Below are 16,512 nucleotides of genomic sequence, written 5' to 3'. Positions count from 1 at the left end.
ACCGGGGCTTTTTTCACTGGCCTCGGCCCGCCCTGCGCCGCGTGGCCATCGCCACGCCGATGGCCGCCAGCACCATCCCGGCCCAGGCCAGCGGCGGCATGTGCTCGCCGACCATGGCCCACGCCGCGAGCGCCGCGCAAGGCGGCACGAGGAAGAACAGCGCGGACACGCGCGACGCCTCGCCGCGACGAATCATCGCCAGCAGCAACGAGATCGCCACGATGGAATTGCCGATCACGAGGTAGACGAGCGTCAGGCCGAGCTGCCAGGTCCAGTCGACGCGCATCGGCTCGAGCCACCACGCCAGCGGCAGCGTGGCCGCGAACCCCACGGCGTACTGCACGAGATTCGAGGTGATGGGGTGCTGCCCTACACCGAAGCGCTTCTCGTACAGCGTGCCGCAGGTAATGGCGCCGAGCGCCACGAACGTGAGCCCCAGCCCCAGCGCGGAGGTGGCCTCGACCGCCGAGCGCGCCACGATCACGAGCGCCGCGCCCGCGAGTCCCAATCCGAGACCGATCCAGTTCAACCCGCTCACGCGTTCGCCCACCAGATAAGGCACGGCCAGCGCCACGAGGATCGGCTGCAGCGACGTGATCAGCGCCACGCTACCCGCCGAAACTCCCAGCCGCAAGGCCAGATACGTCATGCTGAAATACAGCGCCTGGATCAGCAGACCGATGACGACCAGATGTCCCCAGGCGGCGGCCGTCTTCGGCAGCGGCGGGCGCATGACGATCGCCAGCGGCGCGAGCAGCACGAGCACCAGCCCGTAACGCAAGGCGAGGAAGGTCAGCGGATCGGCGTAGGCCAGTCCGATCTTCGCCACGGTAAAGCCGACGGACCACAGGAACAGAAAGATGAGCGGCGCGGCGCGCAGCCACAGCGGATCGTGAGCGACCCCGGTGCGCACCGGTGCCATCGAGGATTTCAGCGACATGAGTTGGCGAGATTCCCTTCCTGCGTTGCGGCCCTATCGGACTATCGGACTATCGGCGACGGTTGCCGCCCAGAATGCTGCCCAGCACGCCGCGCACGATCTCCCGGCCCAACTGGCTGCCGACGGTGCGCATCGTGCTCTTGACCATGGCTTCGACGGCGGTGTCCTTGCGTCGCGAGCCGCCCGACCCGCCCAGCAGGCCGCCGAGCGAGTCCTTCATGGCGTCGAGCAGTCCACCGCCGGACGACGATTCGGCGCCACCCGGCGACGGTGGCGCCGGCGTGCCCTCGGGTTGCCGCGCCTGCGTGCGACCGACGAGCTTCTCGTACGCGGATTCGCGGTCCACGGCGTTCTCATACACGCCGGCCACGAGCGAGCCCGCCATCAGCGCCGCCCGCTCCTGCGGCGTGATGGGGCCGATGCGCGAGGCCGGCGGCGCAATGAACGCCCGCTCCGTGACCGCCGGGCGCCCCTTCTCGTCGAGCAACGACACCAGCGCCTCGCCCACGCCAAGCTCGCCGATGACCGTCTCGATATCGAGCGACGGATTGGCGCGCATCGTCTGGGCCGCCACCTTCACCGCCTTCTGGTCGCGCGGCGAATAGGCGCGCAGCGCATGCTGGACGCGATTGCCCAACTGGCCCAGCACGGTATCGGGCACATCGACCGGGTTTTGCGTCACGAAATAAACACCCACGCCCTTCGAACGAATCAGGCGCACCATCTGCTCGATGCGTTCGAGCAGCGACTTGGGCGCCTCGTTGAACAGCAGGTGTGCCTCGTCGAAGAAGAAGACGAGCTTGGGCTTGTCCGGGTCGCCCACTTCGGGCAGACGCTCGAACAGCTCCGCGAGCAGCCACAGCAGGAACGTCGCGTAGATACGCGGCGCGGCCAGCAGCTTGTCGGCGGCGAGAATGTTGACGATGCCGCGTCCCTGGGCGTCCGTCTGCATGAAGTCTTCGATGTTGAGCATCGGCTCGCCGAAGAACTTGTCCGCGCCCTGTTGCTCCAGCGTGAGCAGTCCGCGCTGGATGGCACCGATCGACGCGGCCGAGATGTTGCCGTACTGGGTGGTGAAGGTCGAGGCGTTGTCGCCCACGTGCTGGAGCATGGCCCGCAGGTCCTTGCTGTCGAGCAGCAGCAGGCCGTTGTCGTCGGCAATCTTGAAGACGAGATTGAGCACGCCGGTCTGCGTCTCGTTCAGGCCGAGCAGGCGCGCGAGCAGCAGCGGGCCGAGATCGGAGACGGTCGCGCGCACCGGATGCCCCTGCTCGCCGAAGACATCCCACAACGTGGCGGGACTGCCGTGCCAGTCGGGCGCATCGAAGCCGAGATTCGCGATGCGCTCCTTGAGCTTGGGCGTCTCGACGCCGGGCTGCGTGATGCCGGTCAGGTCGCCCTTCACGTCCGCGAGAAAGACCGGCACGCCGATGTCGGAGAATGCCTGCGCCATGACTTGCAGCGTGATGGTCTTGCCGGTTCCGGTGGCACCGGTGATCAGCCCGTGGCGGTTGCCCATCGCGGGCAGCAGACGCAGCACGTGCCGGTCGTTGCGGGCGATGAAGAGGCCGTCTCCGGCGTCGGCCGCGGGATCGTTCGGGGTGGCCTGGACCGCCTGGGCGGCTTGATCGTCGACAATGCCTGCGCTTGCGGAGGCTTGCGACGGCACGGGCTTCTTGGGCATGAGAGACCTCGGCGGTAGACGCGGCGGGGATCGTGACACGGCGCAGCAAACACCCGTGGCACGGTGCGGCGGCATGATAAAATTGCCTCCGATTATAGCGGCAGCTTGCCGCTCGAACGACAGGGCACACATCGCCGCCGAGCGCGGCACGACGGAGAAATTCATGGCGGGTCATAGCAAATGGGCCAACATCAAACACAAGAAGGCAGCAGCCGATGCCAAGCGCGGTAAAGTCTGGACACGCCTGATCAAGGAAATCACGGTGGCCGCCCGCCTGGGCGGCGGCGACGCGGACAGCAACCCGCGCCTGCGTCTGGCCGTGGAAAAGGCCGCCGACGCCAACATGCCCAAGGACAACGTCAAGCGCGCGATCGATCGCGGCGTGGGCGGTCTGGACGGCGCCAACTATGAAGAAATCCGCTACGAAGGTTACGGCATCAACGGCGCGGCGGTGATCGTCGACACCATGACGGACAACCGCGTGCGCACGGTGGCGGAAGTGCGTCACGCCTTCTCCAAGTTCGGCGGCAACATGGGCACCGACGGCTCGGTGGCCTTCCTCTTCACGCATTGCGGCCAGTTCCTGTTCTCGCCGGAAACGCCGGAAGACAAGCTGATGGAAGTGGCACTCGACGCCGGCGCCGACGACGTCATCACCAACGACGACGGCAGCTTCGAAGTGGTCTGCCCGCCCAACGACTTCCAGTCCGTCAAGGACAAGCTCGAAGCGGCCGGCCTGAAGGCCGAAGTTGCCGAAGTCACCATGAAACCGCAAACCGAAGTGGTCTTCACCGGCGAGGACGCCGTGAAGATGCAAAAGCTGCTCGACGCGCTCGAAAACCTCGACGACGTGCAGGAAGTGTTCACCAACGCCGTCATCGAGGAATAAGATGAAAATCATGGTTGTCGGCTCGGGTGGCCGCGAACACGCGCTGGCCTGGAAGCTCGCGCAATCGCCGCGCATCCAGCTGGTCTACGTCGCCCCGGGCAACGGCGGCACGGCGCTCGACGAGCGCCTGCGCAATGTGCCGATCTCCGATCCGAACGTGCTGGCCGAGTTCGCCGCGCGCGAAGGCATCGCCCTCACCGTCGTGGGTCCGGAAACGCCGCTCGCCGCCGGTATCGTCAATATCTTCCGCGCTCGCGGCCTGAAGATCTTCGGCCCGACGAAGGAAGCCGCACAGCTCGAATCGTCGAAGGATTTCGCCAAGGCGTTCATGAAGCGCCACGGCATTCCGACGGCCGACTACGAGACGTTTTCCGACGCCACCGCCGCGCACGCCTATATCGACGCCAAGGGTGCGCCGATCGTCATCAAGGCCGACGGCCTCGCCGCCGGCAAGGGCGTGGTCGTGGCGATGTCGCTCGACGAGGCGCACCACGCCGTGGACATGATGCTCGCGGACAACAAGCTCGGCGACGCCGGCGCCCGCGTGGTGATCGAGGAGTTCCTGCAGGGCGAGGAAGCCAGCTTCATCGTGATGGTCGACGGCAAGAACGTGTTGCCGCTGGCCACGTCGCAGGATCACAAGCGTTTGCTCGACAACGATCAGGGCCCGAACACCGGCGGCATGGGTGCCTATTCGCCGGCACCGATCGTCACGCCGCAAATCCACGCGAAAGTCATGCGCGAGATCATCATGCCGACCGTGCGCGGCATGGAGACCGACGGGATCCGCTTCACCGGCTTCCTGTACGCTGGCCTGATGATCGACGCCGACGGCAACGTCAAGACGCTCGAGTTCAACTGCCGCATGGGCGACCCGGAAACGCAGCCGATCATGGCCCGCCTGAAGGGCGACTTCTCGGTGGTGGTCGAGCACGCGATCGCAGGCACGCTCGACAAGATCGAACTCGACTGGGACCGCCGCTATGCGCTGGGCGTCGTGCTCGCCGCACACGGCTATCCGGACACCCCTCGCAAGGGCGACCGCATCTCCGAGATTCCCGCGGAGACCGCGGATTGTGTGACCTTCCACGCGGGCACCCAACTCGACGGCGACGTACTCAAGGTCACGGGCGGGCGCGTGCTGTGCGTGGTCGGCCTGTCCGACACCGTGCGCGGCGCGCAGAGCGTGGCCTACCAGACCGTCAACCAGATCAACTTCGACGGCATGCAGTATCGCCACGACATCGGCAATCGCGCGCTCGCGCGCAAGCCGGAGTAATCCGGCGTCACGGACCGGAGTGCGGGAAGTCAGCTCGCGCGCCGGCCCATCGGCAACGGCCCGGGGACTTTGCGTCCGCCCGGGCCGTTGTCGTTTGGGGTCCGTCACATCGTCGCGCCGGCATGATTGACAAGCGAGGGGCAACTTGGCACGCTGGCACCGCGTGGACACCGCGTTCCGCGTATCCGGCCAGCCTCGGCGGAATTCATGCAGTTTTCCCGACGGACCCCTCGCTCGACGGAGACTCACATGTTCGACCTCGACAAGCTGGTCAATGACTATCTGGTGCCTTTCGGCCTGAAGATCCTGATGGCCGTCGTCATCTGGATCGTGGGCGGCATCGTCATCAACGTGGTGGCGCGCCTCGTGCGCGGCGCGATGACCCGGCGGGCCATCGATCCCACCCTCGTTCGCTACACCGAATCGACGCTGCGCATCGCCCTGCGCATCGCCCTGATCATCTCCATTCTGAGCGTCTGCGGCATCGAGACGACGTCGTTCGCCGCGTTGCTCGCCGCCGCCGGTGTCGCCATCGGGGCGGCATGGTCCGGCCTGCTGTCGAACTTCGCGTCCGGCATCTTCCTGATCGTGCTGCGTCCGTTCAAGACCGGCGACATGATCAGCGCGGGCGGCGTGACCGGGGTGGTCGACGAAATCGGCCTGTTCGTGACCACGATGACAACGGCGGACAACTTGCGCGTGTACGTCGGCAATACCAAGGTGTTCAGCGACAACATCACCGTCTTCGACGCGAACGCGTTTCGTCGCGTCGACCTGACCGCGCAGCTCGCGCATACGGTCGACGTGCAGGACGCCGTGGCGCGGCTCAAGACGCGGGTCGCCCAGATTCCCAACGTGATGCCCACGCCGGCGGTCGACGTGGCCATCCTCGAGTTCAATCCGTCCGGCCCCGTGCTGGCGGTGCGTCCTTACTGCCACAACCGGGATTACTGGCAGGTGTACTTCGACACCAACCGGGCGATCGCGGAAGTCGGTGGCACGGCGCACTGGCCGGTGCCCGCGCCGCGCCAGATCTTCATGCCGCCCCCGGGCGAGATGCCCAAGGCCATGCCCGCCGCACCGGCGACCGGCACGGCTTCGGCCCCGCCGCTGCCCAATTCGCCGGCATGACCGGGATCCGGCCGGATGGCTTGATGCAGGTCATCCGGGTGGCATTTGGCCGGACGGCGCGCCACGCGGGTCTGCCCCCGAACCGGTAGCAGCCGGTACAATCGCGGTAACTACTACGTTCAGGGAAGTCACAGCATGGCAGCGCAAGACGCCGCACCGGCACCGGATACGGGCGCGGTACGCACCTATCTCCTCGGGCTTCAGGACCGCATCGTCGAGACGCTGGAGCGCCTCGACGGCAAACGTTTCTTCGCCGACGACTGGCAACGTCCGGCCGATGGCGCGCTGCGCGGCGACGGTCGCACCCGGGTGCTCGACGACGGCGACTTCTTCGAGCGCGGCGGCGTGAACTTCTCACACGTGGTCGGCGACAAGCTGCCGGGCTCCGCCAGCGCCTCGCGCCCCGAACTTGCGGGGCGCGGCTTCGAAGCCCTCGGCGTCTCGCTGGTGCTTCACCCGCGCAATCCATACTGCCCGACGGTGCACTTCAACGTGCGGATCCTGATTGCAACCGCCGCGGGTGAAGCACCCGCGTACTGGTTCGGCGGTGGCATGGACCTCACGCCGTACTACCCGTTCGAAGAGGACTGCCAGCACTTCCACCAGACCTGCAAGGACGCGCTCGACCCCTTCGGCGCCGAGTGGTATCCGCGCTTCAAGACCTGGTGCGACGAGTACTTCTACCTGAAACACCGTCAGGAACCGCGCGGCATCGGCGGCATTTTCTTCGACGACTTCTCCGGCGGCGGCTTCGATACGGGCTTTGCCGTGATGCAAAGCGTGGGCAACGCCTTCCTCGACGCCTATGTGCCCATCGTCGAACGTCGCCGCGGCATGCCGTACGGCGAGCGCGAGCGCGATTTTCAGGCGCATCGCCGCGGCCGCTACGTCGAATTCAACCTGGTCTGGGACCGTGGCACGCACTTCGGCCTGCAATCGGGCGGGCGCACCGAGTCGATCCTCATGTCGATGCCCCCGATCGTGAAGTGGCATTACGACTGGAAGCCGGAACCGGGCACGCCCGAAGCGCAGCTCTACACCGATTTCCTCGTGCGCCGCGAGTGGGTCTAAGGGCCGCGTGCGCATGACTGTCTCGTCTTCCGTTGCACCGCATACCCGCGACGCGCACGCCGCAGCCGGCACCTCCGACGCGCCGGCCTCGGCGCCCGCAACGGCCACCAGCGCCGCAAGCGCCGTCACTGCGGCCATGGGCGCCCGGCCGCGGCGCATCGGCGTGCTCGGCGGCACGTTCGATCCGATTCACACCGGCCATCTGGCGCTCGGCGCGCTGTTCGCCCGTACGCTTGCCCTCGATGAACTCGTACTGATGCCTGCCGGGCAGCAGCCGCAAAAGCAGGGCAGCACGCCCGCGGCGCACCGGCTGGCGATGACGCGTCTGGCCGCGCAACAGCTCGCGGCCGAGCTCGAACACTCGCGACCGTTTACGCAGTTGCTCGTGAGCACCCGCGAAATCGAACGCGCCGGTCCCAGCTACACCGTCGACACGCTGCGGGAAATGCGCCGGGAACTCGGGCCGCAAGCCTCGCTCTCGCTGCTCATCGGCTCGGACCAGCTGGTCCGCCTGGACACCTGGCACGCCTGGCGCGAACTGTTCGACTATGCCCACGTTTGCGCGGCGGCCAGACCGGGTTTCGACCGCGACGCCGCCTCCGCCGAACTGCGCGAGGTGTTCGCCGCGCGGGAAAAGTCCGCGCTCGGGGTACAATCCACGCCATGCGGCGGCATCCTGATCGACGACTCACTGGCCGTCGACATCTCCGCCACCGAGTTGCGCGCCACGCTGGCGCACGCGCGAGACGCGGCCACGCCCCCGGCGAACCTGCCCGAACCCGTGTGGCGATACATTCGCGCGCAACACCTGTACCGCGCCTGACGGCCCCGCATCGAACCGCCGGACCGCCACCCGGCGCCCCTGTATCACCAAATAGACGCACTATGGATATTCGTAAACTGCAGCGCCTCATCGTCGACGCCCTCGAGGACGTCAAGGCACAGGACATCAAGGTGTTCAACACCGAGCACCTCACCGCCCTGTTCGAGCGCGTGATCATCGCCAGCGGCACCTCGAACCGCCAGACCAAGGCACTCGCCGCAAGCGTGCGCGACAAGGTCAAGGCCGCCGGTGGCGACATCGTGAGCATTGAAGGCGAGGACGTGGGCGAATGGGTGCTGGTCGACACGGGCGACGCCATCGTGCACATCATGCAGCCGGCCCTGCGCCAGTACTACAACCTCGAAGAGATCTGGGGCGAGAAGCCGGTACGCCTGAAGGCCGCCGGCACCCGGGCCGGCGCCAAGGCCAGCGTGGACGCCCCGGACGACGAGGATGACGAGGGCGACGAGAGCGGCGAAGCGAGCGCCCCGTCGACGCGCCGCAAGGCAAAGTAAGTCTGGCGTAGGCCGCTCCCAGGTTCCTGCCGTCATGCGTCTGTTCATTCTCGCGGTCGGGCACAAGATGCCCGGCTGGATCGAGACCGCCTTCGCCGAGTACGCCAAGCGCATGCCGCCCGAGCTGCGCATCGAACTCAAGGAAATCAAGCCCGAGCAGCGCTCCAATTCCCGCACGGCCGAGACGGTCATGGCCGCCGAAGCGCAGCGCATCGACGCTGCCCTGCCCCGGGGCTGCCGTCTCGTGTGCCTGGACGAGCGCGGGCAGGATGTCACCACCATGCGCCTCGCGCAGTCGCTCACCGGCTGGCAGCAGGACGGGCGCGACGTGGCGTTCGTGATCGGCGGTGCCGACGGGCTCGACCCGGCGCTCAAGGCGCGCGCGGACACCCTTATCCGGCTCTCCAGCCTCACCCTGCCCCACGGCATGGTGCGCGTACTCCTCGCCGAGCAGCTGTATCGCGCGTGGAGCATCAACGCCAATCACCCCTATCACCGGGTCTGAGCGCGTCTCGGCGTCGCCTGCGACCCCGATCTTCCCGATATCGGCAGCAAGACAGAAATAAGTCATACCGTCTTGTGCGGTGCAACGCCCCGTTGCACCGCGCTTGCCGCTGCCCGCAACCCTGCGTCGGCAGGCCGGTCCCCCAACGTTGTCAATCCCCGCCAGACGTGGCGTTGCAACAGCGTTTGTGCACTGCGAGTGGAAAAAACATGACAGCGTGTTAGTCTACGCGGCGCTACAAGGTTCGCATCGCGAACAACAAGACTTCTCGTGAACCACCGGAGATTGGCATGAAGCAACCTTCCCTGCGCAAGTTCGCCCTCGCCGGCGTTGGCGCCGCAATGATGCTCGGCATGAGCGCGTCCGCCCTGGCCGCCACCGAGATCCAGTTCTGGCATTCGATGGAATCGGCCCTCGGCGAACGCGTCAACCAGATCGCCAACGACTTCAACGCGTCGCAGAGCGATTACAAGATCGTCCCGATCTACAAGGGCAATTACGAGCAGGGCCTCGCCGCCGGTATCGCGGCATTCCGCGCCGGCAACGCGCCGGCCATTCTTCAGGTGTACGAAGTCGGCACCGCCACCATGATGCAGGCCAAGAAGGCCGTGAAGCCAGTCTGGCAAGTCATGAAGGACGCCGGCGAGCCGTTCGACGAGAAGGCCTTCGTGCCGACCGTGGCCAGCTACTACGCCGACAGCAAGACCAACCACCTCGTGTCGATGCCGTTCAACAGCTCGACCCCGGTGCTGTACTACAACAAGGACGCCTTCAAGAAGGCGGGCCTCGACCCGAACACGCCGCCGAAGACCTGGGCCGACGTGCGCACCGATGCCCAGAAACTCAAGGCCGCCGGCCTGTCGTGCGGTTTCACCATGGGCTGGCAGAGCTGGACGCAGCTCGAGAACTACAGCGCGTGGCACGGCCTGCCGTTCGCCACGAAGAACAATGGCTTCGACGGTCTTGATGCCAAGCTGGAATTCAACGGCCCGCAGCAGACCAAACACATCCAGTTCCTGGCCGACATGGCCAAGGAAGGTTCGTTCACGTATGTGGGCCGCAAGGATGAGGTGACCTCGAAGTTCTACAGCGGCGATTGCGGTATCGCCATGACGACGTCGGGCGCGCTCGCGAACATCGCCAAGTACGCGAAGTTCAGCTACGGCGTGGGCATGATGCCGTACGACGCCGACGTGAAGGGCGCACCGCAGAACGCCATCATCGGCGGCGCCAGCCTGTGGGTGCTCGCGGGCAAGTCGGCCGCCGAGTACAAGGGCGTGGCCAAGTTCCTGAACTACCTCGCCTCGCCGGCCGTGGCGGCGAAGTGGCACCAGGACACCGGCTACCTGCCCGTCACGAAGGCGGCCTATGAACTGACCGAGAAGCAGGGCTTCTACGCGAAGAACCCGGGCGCCGACATGGCCATCAAACAGATGCTCAACAAGCCGCCCCTGCCGTTCACGCGCGGCCTGCGTCTGGGTAACATGCCGCAGATCCGCACCGTCATCGACGAGGAGCTCGAAGGCGTGTGGAATGGCAAGCAAACGCCCAAAGCCGCACTGGACAAGGCGGTCAGCCGTGGCGACGACCTCCTGCGCCGCTTCGAGAAGCAGGGCAGCTAAGCCGCCCCTGACGCGCGACGACGCCGGTGCCGCAGGGACGATTCCTGCGATCGCCGCGAAACTCGCGACGTTACAATGACACCACCCGGCTCGCCGACAACGCGGGCCGGGTTGGTTTTTTTTGATCGATACGTTTATGGCGCATAACACCAGAGAACGCCCCCGCTTCGGCACCGGCTGGCTGCCCTACGCGCTCGTCGCCCCGCAGCTCCTCATTACGGTCGTCTTCTTCCTGTGGCCGGCGGGCGAGGCCCTGTGGCAGTCCACCTCGGCGCAGGACGCCTTCGGCCTGTCGAGCCAGTTCGTCGGCCTGGACAACTTCACCGCGCTGTGGGGCGATCCGCTCTACCTCGCATCGTTTCGTACCACGATGATCTTCAGCGGACTGGTCACGGTCTGCGGGCTCGTCATCTCGCTGCTGCTCGCGGCCATGGCCGATCGCGTCACGCGCGGCAAGCGCGTCTACCAGACGCTGCTCATCTGGCCGTACGCCGTGGCACCCGCGATCGCCGCGGTGCTGTGGGCCTTCCTCTTCAATCCCAGCATCGGACTCGTCACGTACGGTCTGGCCAAGCTCGGGATCGAGTGGAACCACGCCCTGAACGGCGGCCAGGCGATGTTCCTCGTCGTGCTCGCCTCGATCTGGAAGCAGATCAGCTATAACTTCCTGTTCTTCTACGCCGGCTTGCAGGCCATTCCCCGCTCGCTGGTGGAAGCGGCGGCGATCGACGGTGCAGGCCCGGTGCGGCGCTTCTTCGGTCTGGTACTGCCGCTGATCTCGCCGACGACCTTCTTCCTGCTCGTGGTGAACCTCGTGTACTCGTTCTTCGACACGTTCCCGGTGATCGATGCCGCGACCGGCGGCGGCCCGGGCCAGTCGACGATGACGCTGATCTACAAGATCTACTCGGAAGGCTTCAAGGGGCTCGACCTCGGCAGCTCGGCTGCCCAGTCGGTGGTGCTGATGGCGATCGTCATCGTGCTCACGGTCGTGCAGTTCCGTTTCATCGAACGCAAGGTGCAATACGCATGATCGAGAACCGTCGCGGCCTGGATATTTTCTGCCACGTCATGCTGGTCATCGGCGTGCTGCTGGTCGTCTTCCCGCTCTATGTGGCGTTCGTCGCCGCCACGATGAACGAGCGGGAAATCTTCAACGTTCCGCTATCGCTCATCCCGAGCAGCCATCTGTTCGAGAACCTCTCGACCATCTGGGGACAGGGCACGGGCGACGCGGCCATGCCGTTCGGGCTGATGCTCGGCAACAGCCTGCTCATGGCGCTGGTCATCACGATCGGCAAGATCTCGGTGTCGATCCTGTCGGCCTTCGCCATCGTGTATTTTCGCTTCCCGCTGCGCAATCTGTTCTTCTGGCTCATCTTCGTCACGCTGATGCTGCCGGTCGAGGTGCGCATCTTCCCGACGGTGCAGGTGATCTCGAGCCTCGGGCTCATCAACAGTTATGTGGGCCTGACGGTGCCGCTCATCGCGTCGGCCACCGCCACCTTCCTGTTCCGGCAGTTCTTCATGACGCTGCCCGACGAACTCGTCGAAGCCGCGCGCATCGACGGTGCCGGTCCGATGCGCTTCTTCGTCGACGTGGTGCTGCCGCTGTCGAAGACCAACATCGCGGCGCTGTTCGTCATCACCTTCATCTATGGCTGGAATCAGTACCTGTGGCCGATTCTCGTGACCAACGCGCCGTCGATGACGACGGCTGTGGTGGGCATCAAGAGCATGATCGGCAGCGGCGACACCGCCACGCAATGGCAACTCGTCATGAGCGCCACGCTGCTCGCCATGCTGCCCCCGCTCGCGGTGGTGCTGCTCATGCAGCGGTGGTTCGTGCGCGGTCTGGTCGATTCGGAAAAGTAATCATGGCAAATCTCAAACTCCATAGCGTCAAGAAAACCTACGACCAGAAGAACTACGTCCTGCACGGGGTCGATATCGACATCGAGGACGGCGAGTTCGTGGTCATCGTCGGCCCGTCGGGTTGCGGCAAATCCACGCTGCTGCGCATGGTCGCCGGACTGGAATCGGTGAGCGAGGGCAGCATCCTGATCGGCTCGCAGGTCGTCAATCAGCTCGAGCCGAAGGATCGCAACATTGCGATGGTGTTCCAGAACTACGCGCTCTATCCGCATATGGACGTGCGCCAGAACATGTCGTACGGCCTGAAGATTCGCGGCATCGACAAGAAGACCATCGACGAGCGTGTGCTCGCCGCGGCCCGCATTCTCGAGCTCGAACCGCTGCTTGCGCGCAAGCCGCGCGAACTCTCGGGCGGTCAGCGCCAGCGTGTGGCGATGGGGCGCGCCATCGTGCGCGAACCGGCCGTGTTCCTGTTCGACGAGCCGCTCTCGAACCTCGACGCCAAACTGCGCGTGCAGATGCGTCTTGAAATCCAGCGCCTGCATGCCCGCCTGAAAACCACCAGCCTGTACGTCACGCACGATCAGGTCGAAGCCATGACGCTCGCCGATCGCGTGATCGTCATGAACAAGGGCTACGCCGAGCAGATCGGCACGCCCACGGAAGTCTACGAGCGCCCCGCCTCGCTCTTCGTGGCCGGCTTCATGGGCTCGCCCGCGATGAACCTGCTCAAGGGGCGCATCGACTCGGAAGGCCGCACCTTCCAGGTCGACGGTGGCGGCCCGTCGCTGCGCCTGCCGCCCACGAGCCTCGCGCACGCCAACCGCGAACTCGTGCTCGGCGTGCGTCCCGAGCACCTGATTCCCGCCGAACAGCAAAACGGGCTGGGCGCCTTCGCCGCACAGACCAGCATCAAGGTCGACCAGCTCGAACTGCTCGGCGCCGACAACCTCGTGCATGGCCGCTGGGGCGATCAGAGCGTGACCGTACGCCTGCCGCACGAACTGCGCCCGGCGGCAGGCTCGGTCGTGCCGCTGGCCATCTCCGCCAAGGCGCTGCATCTGTTCGATCCGGCCACGGGCAAGCGAGTCGAAGCATGAGCGACGCGCCCCTCTCCTCGCATTTGTGGCCCCACTGGCCCTATCCGCGCATTGTGTCGCACCGCGGCGGCGGTAAGCTGGCCCCTGAGAACACGCTGGCGGCGTTCGACATGGGCGCCTCGCTCGGCCTGCGCATGGTGGAGTTCGATGCCAAGCTCTCGGCCGACGACGTGGTGTTCCTGCTGCATGACGACACCGTCGACCGGACCAGCAACGGCCATGGCGACGCCGCGCGCATGACGTATGCCGAGATCGAGAAGCTCGATGCGGGCAGTTGGTTCGACGCCCGGTTCGCCGGACAGACGATGCCCACCCTCGAGCAGGTCGCGAAACGGTGTCTGACGCTGGGACTCGCCGCGAACGTCGAGATCAAGCCGAGCCCGGGCCGGGAGGCTCACACCGGCAAGCGCGTCGCCGAAGCCGTTCGGGCACTGTGGGACGGACAGGCGCAGATGCCGCTGCTGTCGTCGTTTTCGTATGAAGCACTCGAAGCCGCGGCTGCGGCCGTGCCCGAATTGCCGCGCGGCATGCTCTACGAGGCGATTCCCGAACACTGGCGCGATGACGCCCGCCGACTCGCGACCGTCTCCCTGCACGCCAGCCATCGACATCTGGACGGCCCCAGGGTCGCGCAAATCAAGGCGGCCGGGCTGCACATGCTCGTCTACACGGTCAACGACCCGGGGCTGGCACGCGAGTTGGCCGCCTGGGGGGTCGACGCCATCTGCACCGACCGCATCGACCTGATCGGCGCCGACTTCCTCGAAGGCGCCTGAACGCCCTGAGAAATGCCCTCGTGCGTCCCCCGCCCCACGCTGGCGGGCGTGGGCGCAAGGCGGCATAATAGGGCGTTCCCTCGCCCAGCCCATCCAGCGGCCCGGCACACCATTGCGAATCGAAACGAATTCGTGTGCCGGGCTGGACGAATTCAAGCCAAGCCGCCATGCCGTACATCTATCTCGCGTCGCAAAGTCCCCGCCGTCAGGAGCTGCTGCACCAGCTCGGTGTTCGCTACGAACTGCTGCTGCCCGGGGCCGACGAAGACGCCGAAGCGCTTGAAGCCGTACTGCCTGGCGAGCCGCCCGACGATTACGTGCAGCGCGTCACGCGCGCCAAGGCCGAAGCCGGCGTGGCGCGCCTGGCCCGCGCCGGCCTGCCCGCCGCGCCCATTCTGAGCGCCGACACGACGGTCTGCCTCGACGGCACCATCCTCGGCAAACCCTTCGACGACGCCGACGCGCGTGCCGTGCTCGCCCGCCTGTCCGGCACGCGTCATCGCGTACTGACCGCCGTGGCGGTGTTCGCGCACGGGCAGATTCACCAGGCCCTGAACATCTCGCATGTCTGGTTCCGACCGTTGCGTCGCGAGGAAATCGAGCGCTACGTCGCGTCGGGCGAACCGAAAGGCAAGGCAGGCGCCTACGGCATCCAGGGCAAGGCCGCGGAATTCGTCATGCGAATCGACGGCAGCTACTCCGGCATCATGGGACTGCCGCTGTGTGAGACCGCCGCGCTGTTGCGCCAGGCGGGCGTCGACTTCTGACGCGTACTGCATTTGCCAAGCCATTCGAGTCCGGTCGACACCTTATGAACGAAGACATTCTGGTCAACATCACGCCACAGGAAACCCGTGTGGCGCTCATGCAGCTCGGCGCGGTGCAGGAACTGCACATCGAGCGTACGCTCTCGCGAGGGCTGGTCGGCAACATCTATCTGGGCAAGGTCGTGCGCGTACTGCCGGGCATGCAATCGGCGTTCATCGATATCGGGCTCGAGCGCGCCGCCTTCCTGCACGTGGCCGATATCTGGCACCCGCGCACGAACAACGATACGTCCACGCCGCACCCCCAGCCGCCCATCGAAAAAACGGTTTTCGAGGGCCAGACGCTCATGGTGCAGGTCATCAAGGATCCGATCGGCACCAAGGGCGCTCGCCTCTCGACGCAGATCAGCATCGCCGGGCGCACGCTCGTCTACCTGCCGCAGGAGCCGCACATCGGCATCTCGCAACGTATCGAGAGCGAAGCCGAGCGCGAAGCGTTGCGCAGCAAGATCCAGGCGCTGGTGCCCGCCGACGAGAAAGGCGGCTTCATCGTGCGCACGATCGCCGAAGACGCGGCCGACGCCGAGCTGGCCAACGACATCGCCTACCTGCGCAAGTCGTGGCAGACCATCGGAGAACAGAGCACGCGCGTGCCCGCGCCGGCGCTGCTCTACCAGGACCTGAACCTGGCGCAGCGTGTACTGCGCGATTTCGTCCACGAGGAAACGGGCAAGATTCTCGTCGACTCGCGCGAGACGTTTCAGAAGCTGGCCGAATTCGCCGCCACCTACACCCCGGCGGTGCTCGGCAAGCTGACGCACTACACCGGGGAGCGTCCGCTGTTCGACCTGTACAACGTGGAGACGGAGATCGAGCGGGCGCTGTCGCGTCGCGTCGACCTGAAGTCCGGCGGGTACCTGATGATCGATCAGACCGAAGCGATGACGACCATCGATGTGAACACCGGCGGCTACGTCGGCGCGCGCAACTTCGACGACACGATCTTCAAGACGAACCTCGAAGCGGCGCTGATGATTGCGCGCCAGTTGCGGCTGCGCAACCTGGGCGGGATCATCATCATCGACTTCATCGACATGGAAAGTGCCGAGCATCGCGACTCGGTGCTTGCCGAGCTGAAGAAGGCGCTCGCCCGGGACCGCACCCGCATCACCGTGAATGGCTTCTCGCAATTGGGGCTGGTCGAGATGACGCGCAAGCGCACGCGAGAATCGCTCGCCCACGTGCTGTGCGAGCCATGTGCGGTGTGCCAGGGCAAGGGCCAGGTGAAAACGCCACGTACGCTGTGCTATGACATCCTGCGCGAAATCCTGCGCGAATCGCGCCAGTTCAACCCGCGCGAGTTTCGTCTGATCGCCTCGCAGGAAGTCGTCGACCTGTTCCTCGAAGAGGAGTCGCAGCATCTGGCGATGCTCATCGACTTCATCGGCAAGCCCATCTCCCTGCAAGTGGAATCGACGTTCCACCAGGAGCAGTACGACATCATTCTGATGTAACGGGTCTTATCCCTCGTTCGC

The 16,512-nt window shown here is 65.8% G+C and carries 16 protein-coding genes; 14 read left to right on the top strand and 2 right to left on the bottom strand.

The features are described 5' to 3' along the window. Positions 1-13 precede the first annotated feature (13 nt). Both W930_RS0105365 and W930_RS0105360 read right to left on the bottom strand, forming a co-directional pair. Positions 14-940 (bottom strand): DMT family transporter, encoded by a 927-nt coding sequence (locus W930_RS0105365; RefSeq protein ID WP_080685161.1) that lies wholly within the window; start codon positions 938-940, stop codon positions 14-16. Positions 941-989: 49 nt separating this feature from the next. Continuing rightward, a complete protein-coding gene (locus W930_RS0105360) occupies positions 990-2,459 on the bottom strand; it encodes a helicase HerA-like domain-containing protein (RefSeq protein WP_051399285.1) in 1,470 nt (489 codons plus the stop codon). A gap of 328 nt (positions 2,460-2,787) precedes the next feature. Here W930_RS0105360 and W930_RS0105355 point away from each other — a divergent pair, with 328 nt between their 5' ends. The 14 genes from W930_RS0105355 to rng all read left to right on the top strand — a co-directional run bounded on the left by W930_RS0105355 (position 2,788) and on the right by rng (position 16,491). Next, on the top strand, positions 2,788-3,513 hold the full coding sequence (locus tag W930_RS0105355) for a YebC/PmpR family DNA-binding transcriptional regulator (RefSeq protein WP_023594673.1): 726 nt from the start codon (positions 2,788-2,790) through the stop codon (positions 3,511-3,513). Between the two features lies 1 nt (position 3,514). Then, positions 3,515-4,792, top strand: a complete 1,278-nt coding sequence (gene purD / locus W930_RS0105350) for a phosphoribosylamine--glycine ligase (RefSeq protein WP_023594672.1) — start codon at positions 3,515-3,517, stop codon at positions 4,790-4,792. Positions 4,793-5,041: 249 nt separating this feature from the next. Continuing rightward, positions 5,042-5,923, top strand: coding sequence for a mechanosensitive ion channel family protein (locus W930_RS26180; protein WP_023594671.1), 882 nt, complete (start codon positions 5,042-5,044; stop codon positions 5,921-5,923). A 135-nt stretch (positions 5,924-6,058) separates the two neighbouring features. After that, positions 6,059-6,994: an oxygen-dependent coproporphyrinogen oxidase gene (hemF, locus tag W930_RS0105340; protein ID WP_023594670.1), complete on the top strand. Its 936-nt coding sequence runs from the start codon at positions 6,059-6,061 to the stop codon at positions 6,992-6,994. Positions 6,995-7,007: 13 nt separating this feature from the next. After that, on the top strand, positions 7,008-7,817 hold the full coding sequence (locus W930_RS26175; RefSeq protein WP_080685169.1) for a nicotinate-nucleotide adenylyltransferase: 810 nt from the start codon (positions 7,008-7,010) through the stop codon (positions 7,815-7,817). A 62-nt stretch (positions 7,818-7,879) separates the two neighbouring features. Further along, a complete protein-coding gene (gene rsfS / locus W930_RS0105330; protein ID WP_023594668.1) occupies positions 7,880-8,332 on the top strand; it encodes a ribosome silencing factor in 453 nt (150 codons plus the stop codon). A gap of 34 nt (positions 8,333-8,366) precedes the next feature. After that, positions 8,367-8,837, top strand: coding sequence for a 23S rRNA (pseudouridine(1915)-N(3))-methyltransferase RlmH (gene rlmH, locus W930_RS0105325; protein WP_028730841.1), 471 nt, complete (start codon positions 8,367-8,369; stop codon positions 8,835-8,837). A 290-nt stretch (positions 8,838-9,127) separates the two neighbouring features. Next, on the top strand, positions 9,128-10,459 hold the full coding sequence (gene ugpB, locus W930_RS0105320; RefSeq protein ID WP_023594666.1) for a sn-glycerol-3-phosphate ABC transporter substrate-binding protein UgpB: 1,332 nt from the start codon (positions 9,128-9,130) through the stop codon (positions 10,457-10,459). Between the two features lie 136 nt (positions 10,460-10,595). After that, complete coding sequence (ugpA, locus tag W930_RS0105315) at positions 10,596-11,492, top strand: sn-glycerol-3-phosphate ABC transporter permease UgpA (protein WP_023594665.1); 897 nt, start codon at positions 10,596-10,598, stop codon at positions 11,490-11,492. Then, positions 11,489-12,334 carry a sn-glycerol-3-phosphate ABC transporter permease UgpE gene (gene ugpE, locus W930_RS0105310; protein WP_023594664.1) on the top strand — a complete coding sequence of 282 codons (846 nt, stop codon included), beginning with the start codon at positions 11,489-11,491 and terminating at the stop codon, positions 12,332-12,334. The genes ugpA and ugpE overlap by 4 nt, the downstream gene beginning before the upstream one ends. A 2-nt stretch (positions 12,335-12,336) precedes the next feature. Beyond that, on the top strand, positions 12,337-13,434 hold the full coding sequence (locus tag W930_RS0105305; protein ID WP_023594663.1) for a sn-glycerol-3-phosphate import ATP-binding protein UgpC: 1,098 nt from the start codon (positions 12,337-12,339) through the stop codon (positions 13,432-13,434). Then, positions 13,431-14,210 carry a glycerophosphodiester phosphodiesterase gene (gene ugpQ / locus W930_RS0105300; protein WP_023872060.1) on the top strand — a complete coding sequence of 260 codons (780 nt, stop codon included), beginning with the start codon at positions 13,431-13,433 and terminating at the stop codon, positions 14,208-14,210. Before W930_RS0105305 ends, ugpQ begins: the two co-directional genes overlap by 4 nt. Positions 14,211-14,377: 167 nt before the next feature. Beyond that, positions 14,378-14,977 carry a nucleoside triphosphate pyrophosphatase gene (locus W930_RS0105295; RefSeq protein WP_023872061.1) on the top strand — a complete coding sequence of 200 codons (600 nt, stop codon included), beginning with the start codon at positions 14,378-14,380 and terminating at the stop codon, positions 14,975-14,977. 44 nt (positions 14,978-15,021) lie between these two features. After that, positions 15,022-16,491, top strand: coding sequence for a ribonuclease G (rng, locus tag W930_RS0105290; RefSeq protein ID WP_023872062.1), 1,470 nt, complete (start codon positions 15,022-15,024; stop codon positions 16,489-16,491). Positions 16,492-16,512 lie beyond the last annotated feature (21 nt).

Origin of the sequence: Pandoraea sp. E26 (genome assembly GCF_000681415.1) — a bacterium.
Taxonomy (GTDB): domain Bacteria; phylum Pseudomonadota; class Gammaproteobacteria; order Burkholderiales; family Burkholderiaceae; genus Pandoraea; species Pandoraea pnomenusa.
This window is presented reverse-complemented; position numbering and strand designations above follow the sequence as displayed.